We start from the raw sequence: 22,757 nt of genomic DNA, 5'->3' as shown, positions 1-22,757 counted from the left end.
CGGAGTCGGCAATGGCAACATGAACAAAGCTTCCCTGTCGGCTGCCGCGAGAGCTGCCAAGAAAGGGGTCGTGGTGGTCAGAAGCAGCCGGGTGGTCACTGGGAGCGTCGGGCGCAACGTGGAAGTGAACGATGATGAGATGAACTTCGTAGCCTCCGACGAACTCAACCCGCAGAAGGCTAGGATTCTGCTGATGTTGGCGCTGCTCAAGCCTCGGACCACGGCAGAAATCCAGACTTTGTTTTACACCTACTGATGGGGTGGTTGTGCCAGCTTCCGCCCCTTAGGCGACTGAATCCTCTGGCATGGATTCTAACTGATGATCTGGATTGAACTCTGCATTCTCTTGGCTTGCATCTTGATTGGTGCGCGCCTCGGAGGACTGGCGCTCGGCACCGTCGCCGGGGTTGGGTTGGGCGTATTTGTCTTCGTATTTCACCTGCCACCCGGTGGTCCCCCCCAGACCGTCCTCGGCATGATCATTGCCGTGATCACTGCGCTTGCTGCAATGCAAGCCGCTGGCGGGCTTGACTATCTGGTTATGGTGGCGGAGAAAATCCTGCGTCGACACCCACAGTACATAACCTTTGTTGCCCCTGTGGTCACGTATCTTTTGATCGTTGCCTCGGGTACGACACACGTAATTTACGCCTTGCTGCCGGTTATCGCCGAGGTCTCGCGCAAGGCGGATGTCCGCCCTGAGCGTCCATTGTCTATCAGTGTGATTGCTGGTTTTCAGGGAGCGGTAGCCTCTCCGATTTCCGCCGCCACGGTGGCGATGGTGGGCCTTCTTGCCGGACATAATATTTCGCTTCCGCGTCTGCTCGCGGTCACGATACCTTCCACATTCCTGGCTGTCCTGATCGGTGCGGTTTCCGTTTCCTGGCGCGGTAAGAAGTTAAGCGACGATCCCGAATATCAAGAGCGCCTTGCCAGCGGCGCCCTGAAGCCTGTGGAATCAACTCCGGTGCCGCAGGGGAAAGCACTCAGAAATGCGCGTGGCTCGATGCTGCTTTTTCTTGCCGGCATCATCATGGTTGTGTTGATTGGCGTGTTCCCGCGACTACGCCCGGTGTACGAAACAATTGAAGGCGGCGCCACGCAAACCGATCAGGTCAGCATGGGAATGGCCATTATGATCGTCATGATCGCGATTTCAGGATTGATCATGATCCTGTTCAAGGCTTCACCTGAGGCCACGCTCAAGGGAACCATCATGCGCAGCGGCATCGTAGCAATCATTTCCATTCTTGGCGTTTCCTGGCTGGGTTCCTCTTTCTTCGAGGGCAACCGGACCCTTATCGTCAGCTCCATCTCCGACCTGATCCGCGTTTATCCATGGGCCTTCGCGGCAGGGCTGTTCATTCTATCGGCCATGCTTTTCAGCGTCGCTGCCACGGTTGTAATCCTCATGCCGGTGGGCCTGGCGCTTGGCCTGCACCCTTCGCTCCTGATTGCATTCTATCCAGCGGCTAACAGCGTGTTCGTTCTCCCGACTTACGGCACTCTATTAGCTGCCGTCTCCTTCGATCAAACCGGAACAACCAAGATTGGAAAGTATTTGCTCAACCACAGTTTCATGCTTCCTGGAGTGGTCACGGTTGTGTCAGCGGTGATTATCGCGCTCTTCCTACAGGCGCTTCTTTTCTAATGGGTTTATGTGCGAACTGAGCGCGGCCACACAATCACAAGCAAAAAATGCTGATGGCCTCGAAAAGTGCGAGACGAGCAGTTCTTCCTCATGCGGTAGAGCTGGCAATCGAATTCATGCAAACAAGCCTTTTCGCTCAGCCCTGCGGCTCTCGTTTACCGGCTCTACCTCGCTCCCTTTTTGCTGTTCCTGCGTCCCCTCTCAATGCTTGAGCTTGGGAACTTTGCTATCCAGCAGCGTGACCAGTTCCTGTCCACCGGCGGGCGGCTTCACATCTTTCCCACGTACGATGTCGGTAGCGCTCATCACTTTGCCGTACAAGCGTTGGTTAGCGTCGCCATCCTGGTGGAGAGTAGCTCCATCCAGAGATACGCCGGCAAACAGGCCTTTGGACTTCGCGTAAGTCAACAGGTCGGAGCCGCCCACCGAAGTGCTGGTGGCACTCGCGCTGCTAGGACCGGCGGTGGCACTGGCGTCACTGCCAACTTTGGTTTTGTCTTTAAGGACAGCCTCTACGCCTTTGTTGTTCATCACTAGCATTACAAAATCGGTGGACGATCCACCAACCTGTGCGCCGACGCTGGCGCCGCCGATGCTATACATCGCAGGAGCGGACCACTTGCCAGTGAAGTTCTCTCCCGTGCGGCAGCTCAGTGCGCCACGCCCCCCGCTTCCTCCCACACCAAAACCGAACTTCTTCACGTTCGGCAGCACGATGATGCAGAGCGATTTCGCCAGCACGTCCGCAGGAACATCGTCGCCCGTGACCACCTGCTGAAATACGGTGGCCGCGTTCTTCAGGGTTTCCTCATCTTTCTCTTTGCTCGCCCCCCAGGCGGGTGCGGCCAAACACGCAAAGATGCAAATAACCACGAACCCCAGGGCACTTGTTCGAATCGACGTCGCCAGTCTTGGGAAGAGTGAAAACACCATGGTTTTTGACCTCCTTCGGGATCAAGAAAAGGCCTATTTCGAAAAGGTAGTTATAGTTCCGGGTTCCCGCCAAACAATAAGGGATCGGCTGCAGCCTCGCGCCGGGCCGCGCCGACATAACTGTTCCAAGGCCGATAGTCGCGCTTCCTCCGACAAGGCCAAGCAACGTCTCGCAGAATTGCACAAATACTCGCGGGTTGCAATCTTCCGTTGCAACTTAAGAAAGTCAAGAAGATATTTTTTATTCACAGGAAAACGATTGTCGAGAAATTTCACAGAGAAGTTGCTTGTGCCAGTTTTCAGCAGCTATTTTTGACCACCGAATGCCATGTCGAGGGGATGAACATGCGAAGAATCGCTTATCCAGCCATTGGCGTGCTCCTTGCGTTCACGCTTTCCTTGTTGCCCGTCTCAGCTCAACAAAAACCAAACATCGTCGTGATTTTTGGCGATGACATCGGCTACTGGAACGTGGGCGCGTACACGCACGGCATGATGGGATGGACCCCGAATATCGACAGCATCGGCAAGAACGGCATGCTCTTCACCGATCACTATGGACAGCCAAGCTGCACTGCCGGTCGCGCCGCCTTCATCATGGGACAGATGCCCATCCGCACTGGTATGACTACCATCGGCATTCCTGGATCAACACGCGGAATTCAAAAAGAAGATCCAACTCTCGCAGAAGTATTGAAGTCGCAAGGATACGCGACCGCACAGTTCGGAAAAAACCACCTCGGTGACCGCAACGAATTTCTGCCTACCAACCACGGCTTCGACGAATGGTTCGGCAATCTGTATCACCTCAATGCGGAAGAGGAGCCTGAGGAGCTCGATTACCCTGCGCACAAGAATCCTGACTATCTGAAAAAGTTCGGACCGCGTGGCGTGCTTCACACCTGGGCAATGGATACGGATGATTCCACCACCGATCCGAAATTCGGAAGAGTCGGACGACAGAAAATTGAAGACACCGGTCCGCTCACCCGCAAGCGCATGGAGACTATCGATGCCGAAGTCCTGGGCGAAACCCTGAAATGGATGGACAAAAACGGCAAAGGAGGCAAGCCCTTTTTCGTTTGGTTTAATTCCACTGCGATCCATATCTGGTCGCATCCCAATCCCAAGTACGTTCAGATGGCGGTGAACGAAGGCCGAGCGGAGGAGGATGTAGTCCGCGCTCGCATGCTTGAACATGACGAGCATGTTGGCGCCATTCTCAAGAAACTCGACGAACTGGGAGTTGCGGACAACACGATCGTGGTGTACACCACCGATAACGGCAACGAATTGATGTTCTGGCCGGATGGTGGCTACGCTCCCTTCCGTGGCGAAAAGGGCACAACTTGGGAAGGTGGCCTGCGTGTACCCTGTTTGATCAAATGGCCCGGGCATATTCCCGCCGGCACCGTCTCCAATGGTGTTCAAAGCCACGAAGATCTCTTCGTTACGCTCGCTGCCGCCGCCGGGTTGCCGGATCTGAAGCAGAACCTTCTAACCGGGTACAAGATGGGTTCGACGACCTACAAGGTTCACCTGGACGGATACAACAATCTCGATTACTGGACGGGAAAATCGCAGAAATCTGCACGCCGGGAAATTTTCTATTACGACGAAACCGATCTCATGGCCATTCGCGTCGATGGTTGGAAGATGCATATCGGCGTCAAGATGCATAACAACTGGTTCGATCCAAAGAGCTATCCCAGCGTCCCATATGTCGTGAACCTCCTGATGGATCCCATGGAAAAGATGACGCCCGACTCGGAGGAGTTCGGCTACATCGGGCGCGAATTTTTCGCTCACAAGCTCTGGGCTCCTACCGCCGCTGGTCCATTTCTAGCAGCTCATCTCAAGAGCCTGCAGGACTATCCTCCACGGCAAGGCGCCGACACGCTCAGCATGAAGAAGGCCATCGACGAGGCGATGAGGAAGATGGAGGCGCCCGTAGGAAGCAGTAATTAAGCGGATTTCAATTGCGTTCTTTTGCCGTTCAGGCGCACTCAAATCCGTATCCGGGAAACTGATCAAGGAGCTCGCGTGAGCCAGGAGCCAGTTGCCGACGCGAAAACCGCTTTGGCCGGCCAGCGCACTAGTTTCGCCAGGTTTCGCACCTCTCTTGCGCTCGACCGTACGACTCTAGCCTGGATTCGCACCGCCTTGGCGTTTGCCACCTTTGGCTTCGGGATGATCGGCTTTTTTCGCGCGCTCGAACAGCTCACCCACACCCAACAATCGGCCCGCCTTCATCAGGCAGCCATTCGCATGGGCGTGGCACTTGTACTGATCGGATTGGTTGCTACACTTATCGCCGCGATTTCACATTGGCTCGTTTTGCGCCGGTTACGTCTTGGGGAAACCCCAGTAGTGGCAAAATGGCCGCTTAGCGTCGCCATCGCTGTGCTGGTTTCTATTCTCGGACTCTACTCGCTCTGGTCCTACTTCATCCAGTAGCCCGGAGTGAGAATCGCAGGAGCTGCCATGGCTCAGCCGAACCCCGTGCCCTTCCTTCCGGAGCAGCAGGTGTCGCCCGCCATCGTCTCTGAGGATGCCTCCCTGATCCGCGGAGGACCGTTCTATCGCGCCCAGCAAACCACTCGTCTGATTGACTCCACGCACTGGAATCTGGGAAGACGCATCATTCTTGCCATTGCGGTGGGATGGCTGCCGCTGGTGATTATGACCGCGCTCTTCCACCCCGCCGCCTTGCGAAGCCTGCTTACCGACTACCGGGTAACCAGTCGGATGCTGATCGCGGTGCCCGTCCTGCTGCTGGGGCAGGTGTTGATGGAATCGCGATTTCGTTTGATTGTGCAGCACCTGCGCGACGCTGGACTATTGAAACCGAAAGGACTAGCCGACCTGGATCTCGTCATCAACAGCCTGTTGCGCTGGCGCGATTCAGTGTGGCCGGAACTCGCCATCATCGCTGCTGTTTACATCTCTGTGGCTCTCAATATTTCCTCTCGTGTTCACGAAGCTCGTCCCTGGGCTCTTGCCGGTGAAGGCGCCAGCCATCTTCTTCCCGCGGGATGGTATTACGCTTTGGTCAGTCAGCTGATTTACCAGTTTCTGGTTGGTCTGAGTCTCTGGAAATGGCTGCTTTGGTCGTATTTCCTCTTTCGCCTGTCGCGATTGGATTTGCAGCTCATTGCCACCCATCCAGACCGCCACGGTGGAATTGGGTTCCTGGGTCTCTCGCCAATGGGCAATGCTCCGTTTGCCTTCGCAATCTCGGCGGCAATTGCCTCTAATTGGCGCCATCAAATCCTCGATCAGGGCGCGCACCTTGTTGGCTTTAGGCTGCAGGCTGCAGTCCTGCTGGCCATAATCTTACTCATAGCTATCGGTCCACTCGTGTTTTTCGTTCCGCGATTGGCCAAGCTGCGGCGTCAAGGCATCCTCGACTACGGAACGCTCGGCCAGATACACAGCATGGATTTCCATTTGAAATGGATTCTCAATCGCGCGGGCCACGAGCAGGAATTCCTCACCGCACCTGAAATCAGCACGCTGATTGATTACGGAAGCAGTTACGAAAACATAGAGAAGATGCAGCCTTTCCCCGTCGACAAAGGCGCATTCATAGTGCTCGCTCTTGCTGTCGCCTTGCCGATGATTCCGGTTGTCCTGGCTGAGATCCCATTAGCTGTCGTGTTGAAGGCGTTGCTGAACGCTGTGAAGTGAGAAAGTGATCAGCGATTGGCCCGGGCGATCAGGATCAGGAAATTGGATGGGCAGGAGGAGCAAGACATGGCAGTCGCAAAGCTTCAAGAGCTACCGCTATTTGATCTCGGCCACAAGACGGATTCGTGGGAGAAGCGCCGCGCCGAAGGAAAGGCACTGCGTCACTCTGTTCCGCGGGAGTCTCATGCCGAGTGGAAACCGTCGAGGCATAGGACCGATCCGGTGAAGACCGTCATGGCGAGCAACAAGGGACGGCAAGAACATCTCATACCTCTTCGTATGGGGCGAATGGCCTCATCGCCATTCGCGTTCCTACGCGGCTCGGCTTGTGTGATGGCGGCCGATCTCTCCAATACACCGATTAGCGGCATTCCCACAGTAATGGACGGCGATGCTCACTTGAACAACTTCGGTTTATATGGAACCCCGCAACGCGAGGTCGTCTTCGATCTTAACGATTTTGATGAAGCCATCGTTGGTCCGTGGGAGTGGGACCTGAAACGTCTGGCGGCCAGCGTCAACGTCGCCGGACGCCAAAATGGTCTGAATCGCCGCGAACGAGCTGCGGCAGTAAGACGCTGTGTGGAAGGATATCGCTTCAACGCTCATCGACTGCAGGGCATGGGCGTTCTGGACGTCTGGTATCTTCACGCCTACCCCGGTAAGGACAACCCCGTTGCGAAGATGGATGCGAAATCGAAGGCTGTCTTCGATAAGACAGTGGCCAAGGCGATGCGTACCGACAACCGCGGATTGCTGCCAAAAGTGGCCGATCGCGGGCGGAATGGAAGATGGACCTTCAGGGAAGCCCCGCCCGTATTAACTCAGGTCGATAAAACCACGAAACAGAAGGTGATCAAGGCCCTCAACCAATATTCGCTCACGTTGTCGCGAGAGCGGCGAGTAATGCTGGGTCGCTACTATGCTGCCGACGTAGCCCACAGAGTGGTCGGGGTCGGATCTGTGGGCACGAGGGCATACCTGGTTCTGTTGTTTGGAAACGGCGATGACGATCCCCTGTTTTTGCAGGTAAAGGAGGCCGCTGCTGCAGCGCACGCACCCTTTGTACCTCCAATGCTGGAAGAATTTCGTCACAACGGCAAGCGAGTACTAGTAGGCCAGCGAGCGCTGCAGGCATCATCTGACCCGATGCTCGGCTACACCGAGATCGAAGGCCGAGACTTTTACGTTCGGCAGATGAAGAACCTGAAGGCATCCGTGCCGATTGAGTGGCTGACCGGCTCCGCGTTCAACTTCTATGCTTGGGCATGCGGCGCGATCCTGGCCCGCGCACATGCCCGCACGGGTGATCCAGCTCGTATCTCCGGTTATTGCGGAAACTCGACCGTGCTGGACGAAGCGCTTGCAAGCTGGGCCGAAGCTTATGGCGATCAGACAGAAGAGGATCACGCAGCGCTGGTTGACGCTATTCGTCGTGGAGAGGTGAAAGCGGATCTCTCCGAGGGTGCGACCGACTAGCGCGATACACAACTCATCCAATCTTTCCGAGCAACCCGCGCGGCTATTCGGTGAACTAGTGAAACTGGCTGCGAAGAGTCAAGCGCGTCCGATGCATTTGTGTCTCCTAACGAAAGCGACGCCTTTTCCATTCTCCGAACCCTGCCGTGGATCGGTAGCCGACGCGTCGCGTTTTGGGGTGCTTTCGCGATGGCGGTTACCGCAGGTATCGGTAAGCTCTTTTGGCACAACTATTTCGTAAGCCTCGGCAACGAGCCGCCGAAGACGGTTGCGCGGATAGACGATCCAGAAAAAAACCGCCGATTAGCAGAATCGGCGGGTTGAAGACCATGAAACAATGGTTCCACAGACTAGGCAGCTAGCTTCTGTCCCAGGAACTCCTTAGCTTTTGCCACCTCCGCGTCCCATTTGGTGAGCTGCTCGGGTGTCAAGAAATTCACCAGGCGTTGACGAATGGCCGCCCTATTTTCACTGACCTTCTTGATAAGGTCCTCTCTTGACGCATTGGGGTTCTGTTGCTTGTAGTCGTGCAACTTTTCGGAGGCTTCTGCCATAAAGGTGTGCAGCTTCTGTTTCTGATCCTCGGAGAGATTCAATTCTCCTCCGAACCTCTTCAATTCACTTGCAACAGCATCGCGTTGTTCGGGCGTAAGAGGCATGGTGTGCTCCTTTTTTCGGGTTATGGCTTGATGATGGGTTGAGAGATTTCTTGAGGAAGAGAGTCTGCAGAATAGCGGGGCTGTGCAGGATGCAGGTCCTGCACAGCCTTTGGGCTTCACGAGGTGAACTGCTGCCTTTTGCGAGCTGGTTGGGAACGAGTCGAGTAGCGGAGCTAAAAGGGAAAACATCTGCATAAATTGCACATGACCGGCCCATATCCTGGTGCCTGCCGCTATATCAGGGTTTTCAGTACGAACTGAGATGGTGAACGCGATTAATGGTTGCGATGTGGATTTTGTGAACGTCGAATGCGCTCAGTACCTCAATTGAACGCTATCGACTCCCGAACACGTCTCGATCGCTAATTTCGGCGGTGTTCGGGGACTGCAGACAATTACCATTCGCCAATGGCTTTTCGAACCCGAGCGCCATCATCCGCGAAGAAATTCCGGCGGGAGAGAGCCGCCGTAGGTGCCAATTGAACCAAACGTGCGGCACCCGGTCAAGCGCAATTCGCCTCTTATTGCGGTGCGTTTTTCCACTCGCGCAAGGAGTTCGCCCCTTGTTTGCCTTAAAAGCAAATGTGGCCTAAGTCCCCAGTGAAATATCCCGCTATCACAAGTAAACCGACCGCCTGCGAGGAACCAAAAGTTCTTGGTGCTCGTCCTAACGCGGTTCGCCAGTTGGATGCGAAGGCGATTGAGAGTAGGATGCGGTTAGCCAACTTCGCCAAGGCCGCCACTTCGAAAATTGAGGTTTTTCGAAAGGAGGCAAGATGGCGACATATCTCCGCCAGCTAATTCTTGTAATTCTGATGGTGCTTGTTACCGGTATTCTGGCGACAGGCCAGACATCACAAGCACCGCAAACGTCAGCACCCGAACAGGGCAGTGCAATGGGCGCCCAGACTGCAGGCAGCCCAGAGATGCACCTGCAGATGCTCTCCGAGAAACTCAATCTCAGCGACGATCAAAAGGCCAAGCTGAAACCCCTTCTAACAGATGAAGCCCAGCAGATGAGGGCAGTCCGCGACGATTCTTCTCTTTCCCAGGAGCAGAAGCGGGCCAAAATGAAATCCATTCACGAGTCGTTCCAGCCCCAGATTAACGGTGTGCTTACGCCCGAACAGCAGGCCAAATGGAAGCAAATGAAAGAGGAGGCCAAGGAGCATTACAAGGGGTCAAAGGAACGCGACAGCGAACACGAGTAAACACAGTCAATCAGGTGTATTTTGGAGGAATACAAGAGGCGGCTGCTGCGGCCGCCTTTTTCCTTGGCTCGGGAAATATCTCTGCACGGGTGGTTCCAGTCCCATCGAGGGCTCCAGACCCCAAACACCGGGGTTGGACTTAATCGCACTTCACGGGACCGCCAGGCACGTTACTGGGCGAAGGTATTGCACGCAGATAGAGTTCCACTGTTAAAGCCGGTCTGAAACCACTGCATGCGTTGCTGCGAGCTGCCGTGTGTGAAAGATTCCGGACTGACGCGGCCGGTGCCCATGCGTTGTAAGCGGTCATCGCCAATCGCGGCCGCGGCATTGAGAGCTTTCTCGAGATCGCCCTGCTCAAGGATGTTGCGGCGTGCGGTGGAATGGCCCCATACCCCCGCGAGGCAATCCGCCTGCAACTCGAGACGCACGGAGAGTTGATTTGCCGCGCCAGGATTGGCACGCTGCACCTGCCGCACTTTGGCGTCGATTCCCAGCAGGTTTTGCACATGATGTCCGATCTCGTGAGCCAGGACATAGGCTTGCGCGAAGTCTCCCGAAGCACCAAAGCGATTTTTCAGCTCATTGTAGAAGCCCAGGTCGATGTACACCTTCTGGTCAGCCGGACAATAAAACGGACCGGTAGCAGACTGTGCAAACCCGCAGGCCGAATTCACAGCATCACGGAACAGCACGAGCTTGGCATCACGATACTGGGCGCCGTTGGCCGGCAGGATCTGCTTCCAGGTATTCTGGGCATCATCCAGGACAAAGGAGACGAATTGCACCAAGGGTTCCTCACGGGCGTCCAGCGCGGGGTTGGAAGAGGTGGCAGAAGCGGGCGCTATACCGCCAGGTGAACTTCCCACCAGCGAAAAGAAGTCGCGCTTGAAGACGATGCTGAGAATGGCCAGGACAATCACGCCTCCGATGCCCAGGCGCAGCCCGCCTCCACCCAAACCAATTCCTGCTGAACCGGCAGTGCGGCGGTCTTCGATATTTTGGCTTCGTCCACCCGGTGTCCAGCGCATGATTTCACCTCTCGGCTAACGCATACTTGCTCGTGGAATGTGATTGAGTTGTGAAAAGAATGTGGGATAGAGCTAGCTATGCTGACGAAAATTATGATGCTGCGCGCGCCGGAGCGCAACTGCGGCATGGATTCAGCCTATCTGTCTGCGTTGACTCTTGCCTTTGGGCACATCCGCCTGGCGCTCTGTGAGCCCGGGTACGATTGCGGTTTTGAGTTAGTCGCCTGACATTCTGCTGAGGAATCCTCCGGTGAAAATCCCAGTCACTTGATTCAGGAGCGATCGGCCGCTCAGTCTCCGGGCGCTGGTGAAGGCGTAGCTGGCAAGGCTCCGGACTCAGCCTCCTTGGGGGCGCCAGACCACTTCTCGACCATATAAAAGATTCCCGGCACGAAGAAGATTCCTATGCCGCTGGCAGCGATCATTCCTCCGATCACGGTGGTTCCCATGATCTGGCGGGCCACAGAGCCGGCGCCAGTGGCTGTCCAGAGGGGAACGCAGCCGAGAATAAACGCGAAGGAGGTCATTAAGATCGGCCGCAACCGCAGTCGGGCTCCTTCCAGCGCGGCTGCGTCCAAGGGTTTTCCGGACTCGTACTGATCCTTGGCGAACTCAACGATCAAAATCGCGTTTTTGGCCGCCAGGCCGATCAGCATGACCAGACCGATCTGCGAGTAGATGTCAGTTTCGATCTGCACCATGTATGGCGGCAGAAAAATGCCCATCAGCACGCGGCGCAACCACAGGATGGCAAAAGCACCAAAGACGGCTACAGGCGTGCTAAGCAGTACGCTGAAGGGCAACGTCCAGCTTTCGTAGAGAGCGGCAAGAATCAGGAAGACAAACAGCAGCGACAGCCCAAAAATCGCTGCCGGTGGAACCCCCTGGCGAGCTTTCTGTTCCTGAAACGAAATCCCGGAGTAGTCGAAGCCCATCTCGCGCGGCATCGTTTGTTTGAAAACGTCCTCAAGAGCTGCGGTCGCCTGGTCGGCGCTGAAGCCGGGCGCAGCGCCGCCGTTGATTTGTGCGCAGCGGTACTCGTTGAAACGCATAGTAAATTCCGGACCGAGACGCGGGTTGATCGTGGTGAGTGTCGAAAGCGGGACGTTTTCGCCCTTATTGTTGCGCACGTAGAATCGACCTACGTTCTCCGCGGTGGCGCGGTCGTCACTTTCCGCTTCGATGTACACCTGCCACTGGCGGCCAAAGCGGTTGAAGTAGTTGATGAAATAGCCTCCCATAAAGGCCTGGATCGTGCGGTAGACATCGCTGAGATTGACACCTTGTTTCAAAACCTTGTCGCGGTCCACGTCGACGAAGTCCTGGGGAACGCTGGGCAGGAAAGTCGTGTTGATGCTGCCGATCTCAGGCCGCTTCCGCGCCGCCGCTAGAAAAGTATTTACGTTCTTGGTGAGGAACTGAATATCACCTCCCGAGCGGTCCTCGAGGATGAATGTGAATCCTCCTGCGGTGCCGACGCCCGGAATGGCGGGCGGAGAGAAACTGAAAGCGATTCCCATTGGGAGCTTGCTCAGCTCCTGAGTGAGATGCGCCTTGATCGCTTGAAACTGTTCCGCTCTGGTCGTGCGCTCGCCCCACGGCTTCAGGGTCAGCACAAAGAAAGCGTTGTAGCTGGTACGAACAAAACTGAGCAGGCTGAAGCCTACGACTGTGGTCGTGTACCTGACCCCAGGCGTGTTGGCGAGGATGTTTTCTATTTGCGCCGCGGCCTTCGAGGTTCGCTCCAAGGAAGCCCCGTTGGGCAGTTGCAGGTTGACATAGGCATAGCCTTGATCTTCATCGGGCAGGAAGCTCGATGGCACACGACTACCAAAGAATCCGGCTGCGACGCAAGACACGATCAGCAATACAACGATGACGACAGTTTTCTTGAGCAGGACGCCACTCCAACGAACATAGCGTTCGTTGGCTCGCTCGAAAACACGGTTGAACCAATTGAAGAATCTCCGCAGCGATCCATGGCTCTCTTCGCGCCGGCGAAGCAGAAGCGCGGCCAACGCCGGGCTGAGGGTAAGCGCGTTGAAGGCAGAAAGAATGACCGCGATGGCGATGGTGACGGCGAATTGCTGATAGAGCCTGCCGGTAATTCCGGGAATGAAGGCGGTGGGCACGAATACAGCGGAGAGAACCAGGGCGATTCCCACGACAGGGCCCGAGAGCTCCTCCATTGCTTTAAGGGCCGCATCCTTTGGAGTCATCCCCTCCTCGATGTGCCGCTCCACACCCTCGACGACGACAATGGCATCGTCCACCACGAGACCAATCGCCAGCACCAAACCAAAAAGAGAGAGTGTGTTGACGGAAAAACCGAACAGCGGGAAGAATACGAACGTCCCTACGAGTGAAACAGGCACCGCGAGGAGCGGAATCAGGGTAGAACGCCAGCTTTGAAGGAATAGATAGACGACCAAAATTACGAGGACCAGTGCAATCACCAGGGTGGTAACAATTTCCTTGATTCCTTCCGTCACGGAAAGAGTTGTGTCCAGGGAAATGGCGAAGTCCATGTCCTCGGGGAAGCGCTGCTTCATTTGCGCCATCAGCTTCTTGACGCCGGCAGCCGCATCGACCGCATTCGATCCGGGCAACTGGTAGACCGCTATGATGGCGCCAGGTTTCCCATTGAAGCGGCCTTGAACGCTGTAGTCCTGCGAGCCCAGTTCGATGCGGGCCACATCGCGGACCCTTACGATTCCACCATCGGGAGTCTCGCGAAGGACGATCCTGCCGAACTCCTCCGGCGAAATGAGTCTGCCCTGCGCGAGAACGGTGGTGGTAAATTCCTGACCCTTGGGAGCGGGTTCACCGCCCACTTTGCCGGCTGGATTCACGGTATTTTGCGTCTGAATGGCGCTGACAATCTCCGGGACGGTAAGGCCGAGTTTTGCCAGCGTGTCAGGTTTGACCCAAAGCCGCATGGCGTATTGCCCAGAGCCGAATACCTGAACGTTGCCGATGCCCGGCGAGCGCAGGATGGGATCGGTGAGGTTAATGTATGCGTAGTTGGCGAGAAACCCGGCATCATAGGCTCCACGTGGAGAGTAAAGAGCAATCCACATCAGCGGCGCCGTCACCGATTTTCGAACGGTGACTCCATAATTGTTGACGTCTACCGGAAGCTGAGAAGCGGCCTGAGTTTCCCGCGATTGGGTGAGAATAAAGTCGGTGTTGGGATCGGTTCTTACATCAAAATCCACAATCAGGCTGGTGGTGGAGTTACCGGTCGCGTTCAGGGAATACATGTAATTCATGTTGTCCACCCCGTTCATTTGCTGCTCGATGGGGGTGGCAACCGCTTGCTCCAGAGTCTGCGCGTCCGCGCCGACATAAGTAGCCAGCACCTGAATTTCAGGCGGAACGATATTGGGAAATTGCGCGACCGGCAAAGTCAGTATGGTGAGTGAACCGACCAGCACCATGACGATGGAGATCACCATAGCGACGATGGGGCGATTGATGAAGAACTTCGACATGGGATATTACTGTTTGGCTTCCACCGCAAATGGCTTGGGACTCACGCGAATACCTGTCCGCACCTTCTGAACTCCCTCAGCGACGACTTTTTCTCCGGGACTTAGACCGCTGGCAATAATCCATTGATTCCCAACGCGGTTGCCAACGCTGACGGTTCGAACCGTGACCTTGTTATCGCTGTCTACAACCGCAACCTGGTATCCGCCTTGGAGCTCTGACACAGCGCGTTGCGGAACGAGCAGAGCATCATGCTGCATGTCGATCACCGCGCGCACTTTCGCGTAGCCGCCGGGCCGCAGAACTTCGTTGGGATTGGGGAACAACCCGGCAATGCGAATTGCACCCGTGCTCTCATTTACCTGGCGATCTGCAAAGTAAAAGCTCCCATCGAATGGATAGGTAGAGCCGTCCGCCAGGATCAATTGCAAACGTAGCTTTCTGTCAGCTGCCAGGCGGCTGGTTTCTGTCGGAAATCGCCTCCGCCATGCTAAATACCGGGGCTCGCTGACGGTGAAATAAACTTTGATCGGGTCCACGGTAGAGACAGAGGTGACTACGCCGCTGGCGGGGGTTACCAGAGCACCGACTTGTAACAGGGCCTGGCCGGCAATGCCGTCAATGGGCGCAACCAGGCGAGTGAAACCAAGATTAATTTTCGCGGTTTCGACCGCGGCCTCCGCCGTCTTGATCTGAGCTTTGGCCGTTTCTATGGTCGCTCTCGCCGCGAGATTGGCCTGCACAGCGTTATCGAGATCCTGCTGGGGGATGGCTTCCATCTTTGCCAATGGCGTGTAGCGCTTTACATCGAGCTCGGTTTTGCCTTGTACTGCTTCGGCATTTGCCAGCGTGGCCTTAGCCTGTGAGAGTTGTCCCTCGGCCTGATCCAGCGCTGCCTGAAAAGGTCGCGGATCAATTTGGAAGAGAAGCTGGCCTTGCTTGACGAAGGAGCCTTCCTGATACTCCTGCTTCAGCAGGTACCCTGTAACTTCCGCCCTGACGTCGGCATTCACCAAGCCGTCAAGAGTGCCGATCCATTCCCCATAAATCGGAACATCCTCCTGGTGAACCTGGACTACCTCGACATCCGGCGAAGCGGCCGGTTGTGCTCCCAAGGCATGCCTGTAGGGACGAATCGCTCCAATGATCAGTCCCACAATGATTACGAAAAGCACTCCGCCGATCACAACGTAGCTTTTGGGGAAGGTCATGTTGATCTCCAGAGGCTGGGATCGAAATGTCGTATATTCTACGCCTGTTCAGACAACATGACTTTCGAGCGAGTAAGGGGTAGTGTCCTGAACGTGGTATGCGCGCCGGACTGAACGGCCTTTGCTGCGGCGCCGGCCACAAATTGGCAGATTGCGAAGGTTGTGATAGAAGATGTGCCGATGGGCGTATCGCGGCACCTCCGCATGAAGCTTGGCGAATACGACTCGCGCATCCGCACCTTTATTCCCAACTATGAAGTAGGAAGCACTCAGCAACAAGCCAATGCTGTCGAGGCTGCGCCTCGACCTCCCACCCTAGCCAAAACCAGCTGAGGGTGGGGCACCGGCTAAACGCCAGAGGAACTGCAGACGCCTCACGAGAAATTGAGCCGGTCGCAGTTGACCGGGAATCGAAGAATGGGTGAATAGCATTCGAATCTTAGTTCCCTTATATCTCGGGGCGCTCTTCAGGCTCATACTGATTAACGGAGAAGATTTTTCTCCAAAAAATCTATGCCGAGATGCAACCTGGCCCTCGCAAATAAGTCAAAAAGAACCTGGTAACTAGTACTCGCTTCGTTGTCCAAGGAAATCTGTTATCCCACTCGAGTTGAATATTCGGGTCAGCCGACATTCAGCGCGGGCAATCGACTTTGAACTATTCTCTGACACACTGCGGTTGGTGATGGAGGGCAGATGAAACGCGAGGAAGAGTCGAAAGTCAAAGAAGAGCCTTCCGCGTCTTCCGGAGTATCGAGACGCGACTTCCTGAAAATTTCAGGGATTTCCGTGGCAGTTCCCATGGTAGTGGGGCCGACGGTCGTCGAGGTGGACGGCGCTGAGGTTCCAGTGTATGGCCCGGGGACGACTCCGGTTTCGCTGATGGTAAATGGAAAGAAACTTACGGCAGAGTTGGAGCCGCGGGTAACGCTGCTTGACGCGCTGCGGAATAACTTCGATCTGACTGGAGCTAAAAAGGTCTGCGATCGCGCCGAGTGCGGGTCCTGCACCGTGCTGATGAACGGGAAACCAGTATATGCGTGTTCCATTCTTGCCATCGATGCGCAAGGACAGAAGATCGAAACCATAGAGAGCCTGGCGCAGGGCCAGACATTGCATCCGATCCAGCAGGCATTCGTTGACAACGATGGGCAGCAGTGCGGGTTCTGCACCCCGGGATTCGTGATGGCCAGCAAAGCCTTGCTGGCCAAATATCCGAATCCGACGCCGGAACAGATGCTCAAAGAACTGGCCGGCAACTTCTGCCGTTGTGGGACGTACGCGGGGATTCGCGCCGCCATTGCTGAGATGGCGCATGGAAAGGGGGCATAGCATGGTGAGCTACGAGTGGCCTGACGCGCAACATCGAAGCGAGATCGGTAAGCGGGAATTGCGAGTGGATGGTCCCGATAAAGTTTCCGGCCGGGCTAAATACACCTTTGATGCGAATCCCCCCGGTCTGCTGTTCAGCAAAGTAGTGACCGCACCATACGCCCATTGCCGGGTCAAGAGTATTGATACCAGTGCGGCGGAGAAGATGCCGGGTGTGAAGGCGATCGAAATCATGCAGGAGCCCGGGAAAGAGATTCATTGGGCCGGGGATCAGGTCGTGGCAGTGGCTGCTACGAGTGAAGAGGCGGCTCGCGATGCGTTGCGCGCCATCAAGGTGGAATACGAAGTACTGCCTCACTTCGTGGACGATTTCACCGAACCGGGCAACGTGGAGGCGGATACCAGTCCGCTGACGCAGGATGATGTGATTGGGATGTTCAGCAATCAGGTTCCCGAACCGGAGATGATCGCTGCCATCAAGTCGCGCGGAATCACGTTTCAGCCGGGTCCGTTTGTGGATCAGGCTGCAAAGCAAGGGGCTCCCAAGCCTGTACTGGACGCGCTGCAGAGCGCTCAAGTCAAGCCTGCCGAAAATCAGCCCAAGTCGCCGTACAAACTACAGAACGCCAGGGTGCAGGGTGATCCGGACAAGGCTTTTGCCGATCCGGAAATCGTGATTTCAGAAGGATTGTATGGAGCGTCGGTGATCACGCATTGCTGCCTGGAATCGCATGGAGTGGTGGCGATGTGGACCGATCCTGAGCACCTGGATGTGCAGGTTTCGACCCAGAACGTGTCGGGCATCCCTGCACAATTGGCCACTCTCATGCAGATGCCGGCTGCGAATATACACATGCATCAGCAGAATGTGGGTGGCGGGTTTGGCAGCAAGTTCGCGCCCGATGCATGGTCAAAAGCTGCAGCGCAATTGTCGAAGAAGGCGGATGGTAAACCGGTGAAGCTGATGCTGGAGCGTGCGGAAGAACTGGAAGTGGCCGGCGCCAGACCTTCTGCGTTTTCCAGAGTTCGCGTCGCCGTCAAGAAGGAAGGCACGATTGTGGGTTGGGATTCAAAGTCATGGGGCACGGGAGGGCCAGGCGGGGGTGGAATGCCACCGATTCCGTATGTTTTTACGAAGATTCCAAATGTGCGCACGCAGCACACCGCCATCTCCACCAATGCCGGCCCCTCACGAGCCTGGCGGGCGCCCAATCACCCACAGGCGGCGGCGATCACCATGTGTGCGCTGGATGATGCGGCGGCGCGGATCGGCATGGATCCTTACGATTTCTGGATGAAGAACCTGGATTTGACAGCCCGCGCCGATGTCTACCGCCAGGAGCTCGAAAAAGCGGATGAGCTGATGCGGTGGAAGCAGCGCTGGCACGCACGAGGGGACAAGTCGGCAGGGCCGCTGAAGCGCGGCATGGGGCTTTCCATTCATACCTGGGGAGGCCGCGGGCACGCCAGCGATTGCGATCTCGCGATCTATCCCGATGGGTCAGTCGATATCAAGATGGGAACACAGGACCTGGGCACAGGCACGCGAACTGCAATCCTGATGGTGGCGGGAGAAACCCTGGGGCTGCCGATCGAGGCCATCAAATTGAATATCGGAGATACGAATTATCCCAAGTCGGGCGGCTCGGGAGGGAGCACGACGATCGGGGGAGTTAGCTCCTCCACACGGCGCGCTGCCGTGGATGCGGTGAACGAGTTGTTCGCCAACGTTGCCCCCGTGCTGAATGCGAAACCCGAGGACCTGGAAGCGAAGCAAGGAACGATCCGGGTAGCAGCAGATCCGAAGCGAAGCCTGACCTGGAAACAAGCTTGCGCCAAGATTGGCGCGGTAGCGATCACGGCGCACGGTCACAATGATTCAACGCCGGCAAAAAACAAACCTGACCTCACGAACAGCGGAGTGGGCGGCGTACAGATGGCCGACGTCACCGTGGATACCGACACCGGCATCGTACGGGTGAACAAAATGGTGGCGGTGCAGGACTGCGGATTGATCGTCAGCCTAACGACGGCGGAGAGCCAATGCTATGGAGCGCTGATCATGGGGATCGCGTATTCGCTGTATGAAGAGAAAATCATGGATCCCACGACGGGCAGGATGCTGAATCCAAATATGGAGTTTTACCGGCTGGCGGGGATCGGAGATATTGGGGAACTGGTGGTCCACATGATGACCGGCCCGGGATATGACGAACGAGGAGTGATCGGGCTGGGAGAGCCACCGGTGATCTCGCCGGGGGCAGCACTATCGAATGCCGTAGCTAATGCGATCGGGGTGAGAGTAGCGCCGCTGCCGCTGACGCCAAATCGCGTGCTAGCGGCTCTGGGAGCCCAGAAAGGAGGAGCCTGATGCGAGCCTTTGAGTACACCTCACCGACAACCAAGGAGCAGGCGGTGCAACTGCTGGGATCGAGTTGGTCGCAGGCGGAAGCAATGGCGGGCGGCACCGATCTTCTGGCGCTAATGAAAGATGATGTGGTCGCGCCCAAGCGAGTGGTGAATCTGAAGGCAATCCAAGGAATGGATGCGATCGCCTATACACCGCGAGCCGGTTTGAAAGTGGGAGCGCTAGTGAAACTGCAAGCGTTCGCGGACAACGCTGATGTGCGAAAGAATTATCCGGTGCTGGCGAATGCAGCGGATGACGCAGCCAGCCCGCAGATCCGCAACATGGCGAGCATTGGCGGGAACCTGTGCCAGCGCCCGCGATGCTGGTATTTCCGGGGCGGATTTGGATTGCTGGGCCAGGATGAAAGTGGCAAATCGTTAGTGGAGGCGGGTGAAAACCGCTATCACGCGATCCTGGGCAATGATGGTCCGGCAAAGTTCGTGAGTCCGTCGACACTGGCACCGGCATTGATTACGCACGGGGCTAGCATTCGGATCTTCGGTCCCAGCGGAGCGCGGGAAGTTCCGCTGGAGAAGTTCTACGTCATTCCGAAGACCGCCGCCGATCGTGAGCACGATTTGAAGCCCAATGAGATCGTAACCGAGATTGTGATTCCGCCTCCAGACGGAATGGTGAAGAGCGCCCAATATGAGATTCGGCAGAAACAGGCGTTTGACTGGCCGCTGGCGCTGGCGTCGGTGGTCCTAAAGATGAATGGGGACACGATTCAATCGGCGCGGGTAGTGTTGGGCTCAGTGGCGCCGGTGCCCTGGGTGTCGACGGAAGCTGCGCAAGCCTTGGCAGGCAAGAAGCTCGATGCAGCCGCTGCCGAAGCGGCGGGAGCGGCAGCGGTGCAGAATGCGCGCTCTCTCGCACATAACGCGTACAAGATCCAGTTGACACGAGTGGCGGTGAGGCGCGCAGTGCTGGCGGCGGCAAAAGGAGGTCAGGCATGACATTCGAGGTTGATCCGCGATTTGATACCCGGTCGCCGGACCTGTGCCCGGCGCTGCGCTGGAAAGGACAGTTCGTTCTGGCCGAACACGATCCCACGGTGCAGCCGAGCAACGATGGGCTGTTCTGGTGCGAATACACGCAGACGTGTATCGGACCGGACGGTCATCTGGCAGAACCGGGAGAGTGCACGTGCAAGACACGGTCGTGTCACGGCACGGGCAGATGCGGGTGAAGGACAGCGGGACGGTGGCCGGTCCACAATCAGTCAACTGTCGAGGCTGCGCCTCGACCTCCCGCCCTGGCCCAAGGCGGCTAAGGTGGCGCCCCCTCAAGTCCGTCGGCTAGCTATCTGTGAAGCGGAACAGTTTCGGCCGGCATCGGAATGTAAGAGAATAGGAAAAAGGAAGCGAAGGAAGGGTGAGGAGTTTTGTCGTGAAAAAATTCATTGCAGGAATGGCAATCGGTCTTTTGGTATTGGTGAGTGTGTCGGCTGCGCAGCAAATATCGGGCGACTACCTCGAGACTCGTAGCGCCGACGTGTATACCGGGCAATGCTTTGCCAATGGTGAAGTGGGTTTGACAGGAAATGAAGCGATCCTGGCGTGGCGGGTCGATCGCGGAAGCTGGAAGGGGACGCCGCTGGATGGCCTGAGCGTGGTGCTTGCGGTTCGGGCAAACGCGACGCTAGGAGATCCCTACGGTGAGCCGTACCCTGCAAAATCCGTGATTGTCGTGGATGATCAGGCCACGCCCCAGCAAGAGACCGCGCTGGTGGCGTTCGCAAAGCACATGAGTGGCAAGCTGAGCGATAACGTGGAACGCGTAATCACTGCTCCGGTAGCGTTTGAGGTGGTTCGCCAGCAGGCACATGCCACGGCGGCCCTGCTGCGGGCGGGTAATTTTGCGACGGTCCAGACGCGGTCGCTGAACGATCACGATCACATATGCGGCAACGAGGTTACTTTCTATCCGCCGCTTACAGACACAACCCACGCCATGGCCGCGGTGGCGGTCCGAGATGAGTACAAGGGACCGGGATTGGGCGAGACCTGGTCGGTGAGCGACAAACGCAGCGCTTTTGTGGGGACGTTTGCCCGGTAGCTCAGCAGTCAGCACTCAGCATCAGCAGAATGAAAACCCCATCCTGCCCAACAACCCGGGTGGGATGGGGCGCCTATGGCGGAGAAGCAACGTCTTTCTATCTGAGCCGACACCTAATTTTCTGTTGCTGCGACGGGGGTGACAGTAACTCCGGAATATGAAATAGAGATGTCGCGTGTTTGCTGCTCAGCAGAGGCAGGCGATCCGAATTCCGAGCTTACAACCTGCTCACCGTCGGGAGTCCAAATCGCAGTGAACACGTAACGGTGGTTGCGTAGAGTGAAAACCAATTTGGGATCGTTACGCACCTGATTGTTGCCGGGAATAGCATTCGTTCGATCATTGGTCGGAATCAAATAAACTTGTGCGACTGGGCCACCTCGCAGACTGCGGATCAGCACCAGCGTGGGTATCTCGGAATCGAGTGTGTATTCACCCGCAGCCATATGCGTGCCCGCGACCCAAAAATCGAACGGAATGACGGCAGAAGGCTTGGCGTTATTCTGAGCCGAAACGGTTTGGGTCAAGAGCGGAGTGAAGAGACAAATTGTTGCCAGAAGACAGAGGTGTCGATCCTTCGAGTTCACTTCTTTTACTCCTTTCTTGCCCCAAGAATCCCGGGCATCTGCGGGCAGCTGGCCGCGGCAACTAGCCTCAGCGAGCAGGCTTACGCCGCGGCTTTTCCGGAGAGACCGGAAGTGCGCGGCCCCGGTTTAACAGCCTTCACCACAGGGCCCTGGGCCACTGGGTCGCCCGGTTTGAGGTAGATGGGGTCAATATCATTGCCATCCTCAAAGGCTCGCCAGAAAAAGAAGAGCAGCGACCAGCCTCCGACGAACAGAGCGGCCGCGAGGACGGTCACGGCGATGAAAACGATTTCCACAAACATATAAAGACCCTTCTGCTCCTTATAGAGGAATAGGGCGTGGCCAGGGCGTGCTTGCAATGCACACGTACGCCGTCACGCAACGCGGGGGCGGAGAGGGAGTCCGCCCGGCTGAGGTGGAGGCCAGCGATGCGTCCCGGGGCCTTGATATGACAAGGACGTTGTCCATGGCCACGCTCCTTTCAACGCAGGGGCAGCGTTGTTGCATTTATACGGAGCAACTTGTCCGCCAAACGGTTGTATTGCTAAATTGTGATGGGCGGAGGATTTACGGGGTTAAGCGGCGGCGCGAGTGACGAAATTGTCGAAAGTTCGTCAACCCGTTGACAGCCCCGGACGCCGACCGCGGGTCGCTCTCGGCAACCCGGCTGAGGTGTCGAGGGTTCGTCGCGACTCGCCGCCATCACTTCGCGCGGGGAGAGAGGGGGTCCGTGCAATCAGCAATCGGTAATACCCAGAGCAGAATTAGGGGAGCTGGTCGCGGGTACCATCACAAGATTCGATACGTTCTATTGGAAATTCCCAAGTCGAAGAAAAGATCTCTTCTTACACGATTGCCCCCTAGCTATCTAGGGATTTCTGCGAAGCCGCGCTACAGTAGGTGCCGGATTGCTGGAGCTTCGAGTGTGGAGATAAGCTCGCGCGAGCACAAGGATTCTCGGGTTTGTGCCAGAAGGGGCGCAGATCGGGACAAAGAATAAGAGGCTGAGACGG

21 protein-coding genes are annotated in these 22,757 nt (G+C 56.5%); 14 read left to right on the top strand and 7 right to left on the bottom strand.

Annotated features, from left to right (window positions below; genetic code table 11):
• Together ansB and VEG30_16560 are read left to right on the top strand one after the other, a co-directional pair.
• The coding region (gene ansB / locus VEG30_16565) for an L-asparaginase 2 (protein HXZ81542.1) at nucleotides 1-256 on the top strand (256 nt) is incomplete at its 5' end.
• A 63-nt stretch (nucleotides 257-319) separates the two neighbouring features.
• Nucleotides 320-1,651 (top strand): anaerobic C4-dicarboxylate transporter, encoded by a 1,332-nt coding sequence (locus tag VEG30_16560; protein ID HXZ81541.1) that lies wholly within the window; start codon nucleotides 320-322, stop codon nucleotides 1,649-1,651.
• 201 nt (nucleotides 1,652-1,852) lie between these two features.
• Here the strand turns inward: VEG30_16560 and VEG30_16555 are convergent, their stop codons facing one another.
• Nucleotides 1,853-2,584: a lipid-binding SYLF domain-containing protein gene (locus tag VEG30_16555; protein ID HXZ81540.1), complete on the bottom strand. Its 732-nt coding sequence runs from the start codon at nucleotides 2,582-2,584 to the stop codon at nucleotides 1,853-1,855.
• Nucleotides 2,585-2,929: 345 nt separating this feature from the next.
• On the opposite strand from VEG30_16555, the gene VEG30_16550 reads away from it, so the two are divergent.
• From VEG30_16550 to VEG30_16535, 4 genes are all read left to right on the top strand, one after another.
• Nucleotides 2,930-4,552, top strand: coding sequence for an arylsulfatase (locus VEG30_16550; GenBank protein HXZ81539.1), 1,623 nt, complete (start codon nucleotides 2,930-2,932; stop codon nucleotides 4,550-4,552).
• Between the two features lie 75 nt (nucleotides 4,553-4,627).
• A complete protein-coding gene (locus VEG30_16545) occupies nucleotides 4,628-5,041 on the top strand; it encodes a DUF202 domain-containing protein (protein ID HXZ81538.1) in 414 nt (137 codons plus the stop codon).
• A 27-nt stretch (nucleotides 5,042-5,068) separates the two neighbouring features.
• A complete protein-coding gene (locus VEG30_16540; protein ID HXZ81537.1) occupies nucleotides 5,069-6,274 on the top strand; it encodes a hypothetical protein in 1,206 nt (401 codons plus the stop codon).
• A gap of 66 nt (nucleotides 6,275-6,340) precedes the next feature.
• Nucleotides 6,341-7,753, top strand: coding sequence for a DUF2252 domain-containing protein (locus VEG30_16535; GenBank protein HXZ81536.1), 1,413 nt, complete (start codon nucleotides 6,341-6,343; stop codon nucleotides 7,751-7,753).
• Nucleotides 7,754-8,103: 350 nt separating this feature from the next.
• Here the strand turns inward: VEG30_16535 and VEG30_16530 are convergent, their stop codons facing one another.
• A complete protein-coding gene (locus VEG30_16530; GenBank protein ID HXZ81535.1) occupies nucleotides 8,104-8,412 on the bottom strand; it encodes a hypothetical protein in 309 nt (102 codons plus the stop codon).
• Between the two features lie 776 nt (nucleotides 8,413-9,188).
• On the opposite strand from VEG30_16530, the gene VEG30_16525 reads away from it, so the two are divergent.
• A complete protein-coding gene (locus VEG30_16525; GenBank protein ID HXZ81534.1) occupies nucleotides 9,189-9,623 on the top strand; it encodes a hypothetical protein in 435 nt (144 codons plus the stop codon).
• A 170-nt stretch (nucleotides 9,624-9,793) separates the two neighbouring features.
• On the opposite strand, the gene VEG30_16520 is transcribed toward VEG30_16525, so the two are convergent.
• Nucleotides 9,794-10,654, bottom strand: coding sequence for a neutral zinc metallopeptidase (locus VEG30_16520; protein ID HXZ81533.1), 861 nt, complete (start codon nucleotides 10,652-10,654; stop codon nucleotides 9,794-9,796).
• A gap of 78 nt (nucleotides 10,655-10,732) precedes the next feature.
• Between VEG30_16520 and VEG30_16515 the strand changes: the two genes are divergently transcribed.
• Nucleotides 10,733-10,882, top strand: coding sequence for a hypothetical protein (locus VEG30_16515; protein HXZ81532.1), 150 nt, complete (start codon nucleotides 10,733-10,735; stop codon nucleotides 10,880-10,882).
• A 62-nt stretch (nucleotides 10,883-10,944) separates the two neighbouring features.
• Here the strand turns inward: VEG30_16515 and VEG30_16510 are convergent, their stop codons facing one another.
• Both VEG30_16510 and VEG30_16505 read right to left on the bottom strand, forming a co-directional pair.
• Nucleotides 10,945-14,148, bottom strand: a complete 3,204-nt coding sequence (locus VEG30_16510; GenBank protein ID HXZ81531.1) for a multidrug efflux RND transporter permease subunit — start codon at nucleotides 14,146-14,148, stop codon at nucleotides 10,945-10,947.
• Nucleotides 14,149-14,154: 6 nt separating this feature from the next.
• Nucleotides 14,155-15,357, bottom strand: a complete 1,203-nt coding sequence (locus tag VEG30_16505; protein HXZ81530.1) for an efflux RND transporter periplasmic adaptor subunit — start codon at nucleotides 15,355-15,357, stop codon at nucleotides 14,155-14,157.
• Nucleotides 15,358-15,537: 180 nt separating this feature from the next.
• On the opposite strand from VEG30_16505, the gene VEG30_16500 reads away from it, so the two are divergent.
• From VEG30_16500 to VEG30_16475, 6 genes are all read left to right on the top strand, one after another.
• Nucleotides 15,538-15,690 carry a hypothetical protein gene (locus tag VEG30_16500; protein HXZ81529.1) on the top strand — a complete coding sequence of 51 codons (153 nt, stop codon included), beginning with the start codon at nucleotides 15,538-15,540 and terminating at the stop codon, nucleotides 15,688-15,690.
• A 363-nt stretch (nucleotides 15,691-16,053) separates the two neighbouring features.
• Nucleotides 16,054-16,689, top strand: a complete 636-nt coding sequence (locus VEG30_16495; protein HXZ81528.1) for a (2Fe-2S)-binding protein — start codon at nucleotides 16,054-16,056, stop codon at nucleotides 16,687-16,689.
• Nucleotides 16,673-19,060, top strand: coding sequence for a xanthine dehydrogenase family protein molybdopterin-binding subunit (locus tag VEG30_16490; protein ID HXZ81527.1), 2,388 nt, complete (start codon nucleotides 16,673-16,675; stop codon nucleotides 19,058-19,060). The genes VEG30_16495 and VEG30_16490 overlap by 17 nt, the downstream gene beginning before the upstream one ends.
• Nucleotides 19,060-20,055, top strand: coding sequence for an FAD binding domain-containing protein (locus VEG30_16485; protein ID HXZ81526.1), 996 nt, complete (start codon nucleotides 19,060-19,062; stop codon nucleotides 20,053-20,055). The genes VEG30_16490 and VEG30_16485 overlap by 1 nt, the downstream gene beginning before the upstream one ends.
• Nucleotides 20,052-20,288 (top strand): hypothetical protein, encoded by a 237-nt coding sequence (locus VEG30_16480; GenBank protein ID HXZ81525.1) that lies wholly within the window; start codon nucleotides 20,052-20,054, stop codon nucleotides 20,286-20,288. Before VEG30_16485 ends, VEG30_16480 begins: the two co-directional genes overlap by 4 nt.
• A 200-nt stretch (nucleotides 20,289-20,488) precedes the next feature.
• Entirely contained in the window at nucleotides 20,489-21,157 is a 669-nt protein-coding gene (locus VEG30_16475; protein HXZ81524.1) for a DUF1326 domain-containing protein, read from the top strand.
• A 113-nt stretch (nucleotides 21,158-21,270) separates the two neighbouring features.
• Here the strand turns inward: VEG30_16475 and VEG30_16470 are convergent, their stop codons facing one another.
• Together VEG30_16470 and VEG30_16465 are read right to left on the bottom strand one after the other, a co-directional pair.
• A complete protein-coding gene (locus tag VEG30_16470) occupies nucleotides 21,271-21,744 on the bottom strand; it encodes a hypothetical protein (protein HXZ81523.1) in 474 nt (157 codons plus the stop codon).
• Nucleotides 21,745-21,824: 80 nt separating this feature from the next.
• The gene (locus tag VEG30_16465; protein HXZ81522.1) at nucleotides 21,825-22,046 is read right to left on the bottom strand and encodes a hypothetical protein; all 222 of its coding nucleotides are present in this window, start codon (nucleotides 22,044-22,046) and stop codon (nucleotides 21,825-21,827) included.
• Nucleotides 22,047-22,757: the final 711 nt, after the last annotated feature.

The organism is Terriglobales bacterium (assembly GCA_035624455.1).
Taxonomy (GTDB): Bacteria; Acidobacteriota; Terriglobia; order Terriglobales; family Acidobacteriaceae; genus DASPRM01.
Note: the sequence above shows the minus strand (reverse complement) of the source record. Positions and strands in the feature narration are given on the sequence as shown.

Coding starts and splice junctions, on each gene's coding strand:
- VEG30_16530 (HXZ81535.1), bottom strand. CDS start 8,412: ATGCCTCTTACGCCCGAACAACGCGATGCTGTTGCAAGTGAATTGAAG.
- VEG30_16550 (HXZ81539.1), top strand. CDS start 2,930: ATGCGAAGAATCGCTTATCCAGCCATTGGCGTGCTCCTTGCGTTCACG.
- VEG30_16560 (HXZ81541.1), top strand. CDS start 320: ATGATCTGGATTGAACTCTGCATTCTCTTGGCTTGCATCTTGATTGGT.
- VEG30_16525 (HXZ81534.1), top strand. CDS start 9,189: ATGGCGACATATCTCCGCCAGCTAATTCTTGTAATTCTGATGGTGCTT.
- VEG30_16505 (HXZ81530.1), bottom strand. CDS start 15,357: ATGACCTTCCCCAAAAGCTACGTTGTGATCGGCGGAGTGCTTTTCGTA.
- VEG30_16480 (HXZ81525.1), top strand. CDS start 20,052: ATGACATTCGAGGTTGATCCGCGATTTGATACCCGGTCGCCGGACCTG.
- VEG30_16535 (HXZ81536.1), top strand. CDS start 6,341: ATGGCAGTCGCAAAGCTTCAAGAGCTACCGCTATTTGATCTCGGCCAC.
- VEG30_16555 (HXZ81540.1), bottom strand. CDS start 2,584: ATGGTGTTTTCACTCTTCCCAAGACTGGCGACGTCGATTCGAACAAGT.
- VEG30_16515 (HXZ81532.1), top strand. CDS start 10,733: ATGCTGACGAAAATTATGATGCTGCGCGCGCCGGAGCGCAACTGCGGC.
- VEG30_16495 (HXZ81528.1), top strand. CDS start 16,054: ATGAAACGCGAGGAAGAGTCGAAAGTCAAAGAAGAGCCTTCCGCGTCT.
- VEG30_16540 (HXZ81537.1), top strand. CDS start 5,069: ATGGCTCAGCCGAACCCCGTGCCCTTCCTTCCGGAGCAGCAGGTGTCG.
- VEG30_16510 (HXZ81531.1), bottom strand. CDS start 14,148: ATGTCGAAGTTCTTCATCAATCGCCCCATCGTCGCTATGGTGATCTCC.
- VEG30_16465 (HXZ81522.1), bottom strand. CDS start 22,046: ATGTTTGTGGAAATCGTTTTCATCGCCGTGACCGTCCTCGCGGCCGCT.
- VEG30_16490 (HXZ81527.1), top strand. CDS start 16,673: ATGGAAAGGGGGCATAGCATGGTGAGCTACGAGTGGCCTGACGCGCAA.
- VEG30_16485 (HXZ81526.1), top strand. CDS start 19,060: ATGCGAGCCTTTGAGTACACCTCACCGACAACCAAGGAGCAGGCGGTG.
- VEG30_16520 (HXZ81533.1), bottom strand. CDS start 10,654: ATGCGCTGGACACCGGGTGGACGAAGCCAAAATATCGAAGACCGCCGC.
- VEG30_16500 (HXZ81529.1), top strand. CDS start 15,538: ATGGGCGTATCGCGGCACCTCCGCATGAAGCTTGGCGAATACGACTCG.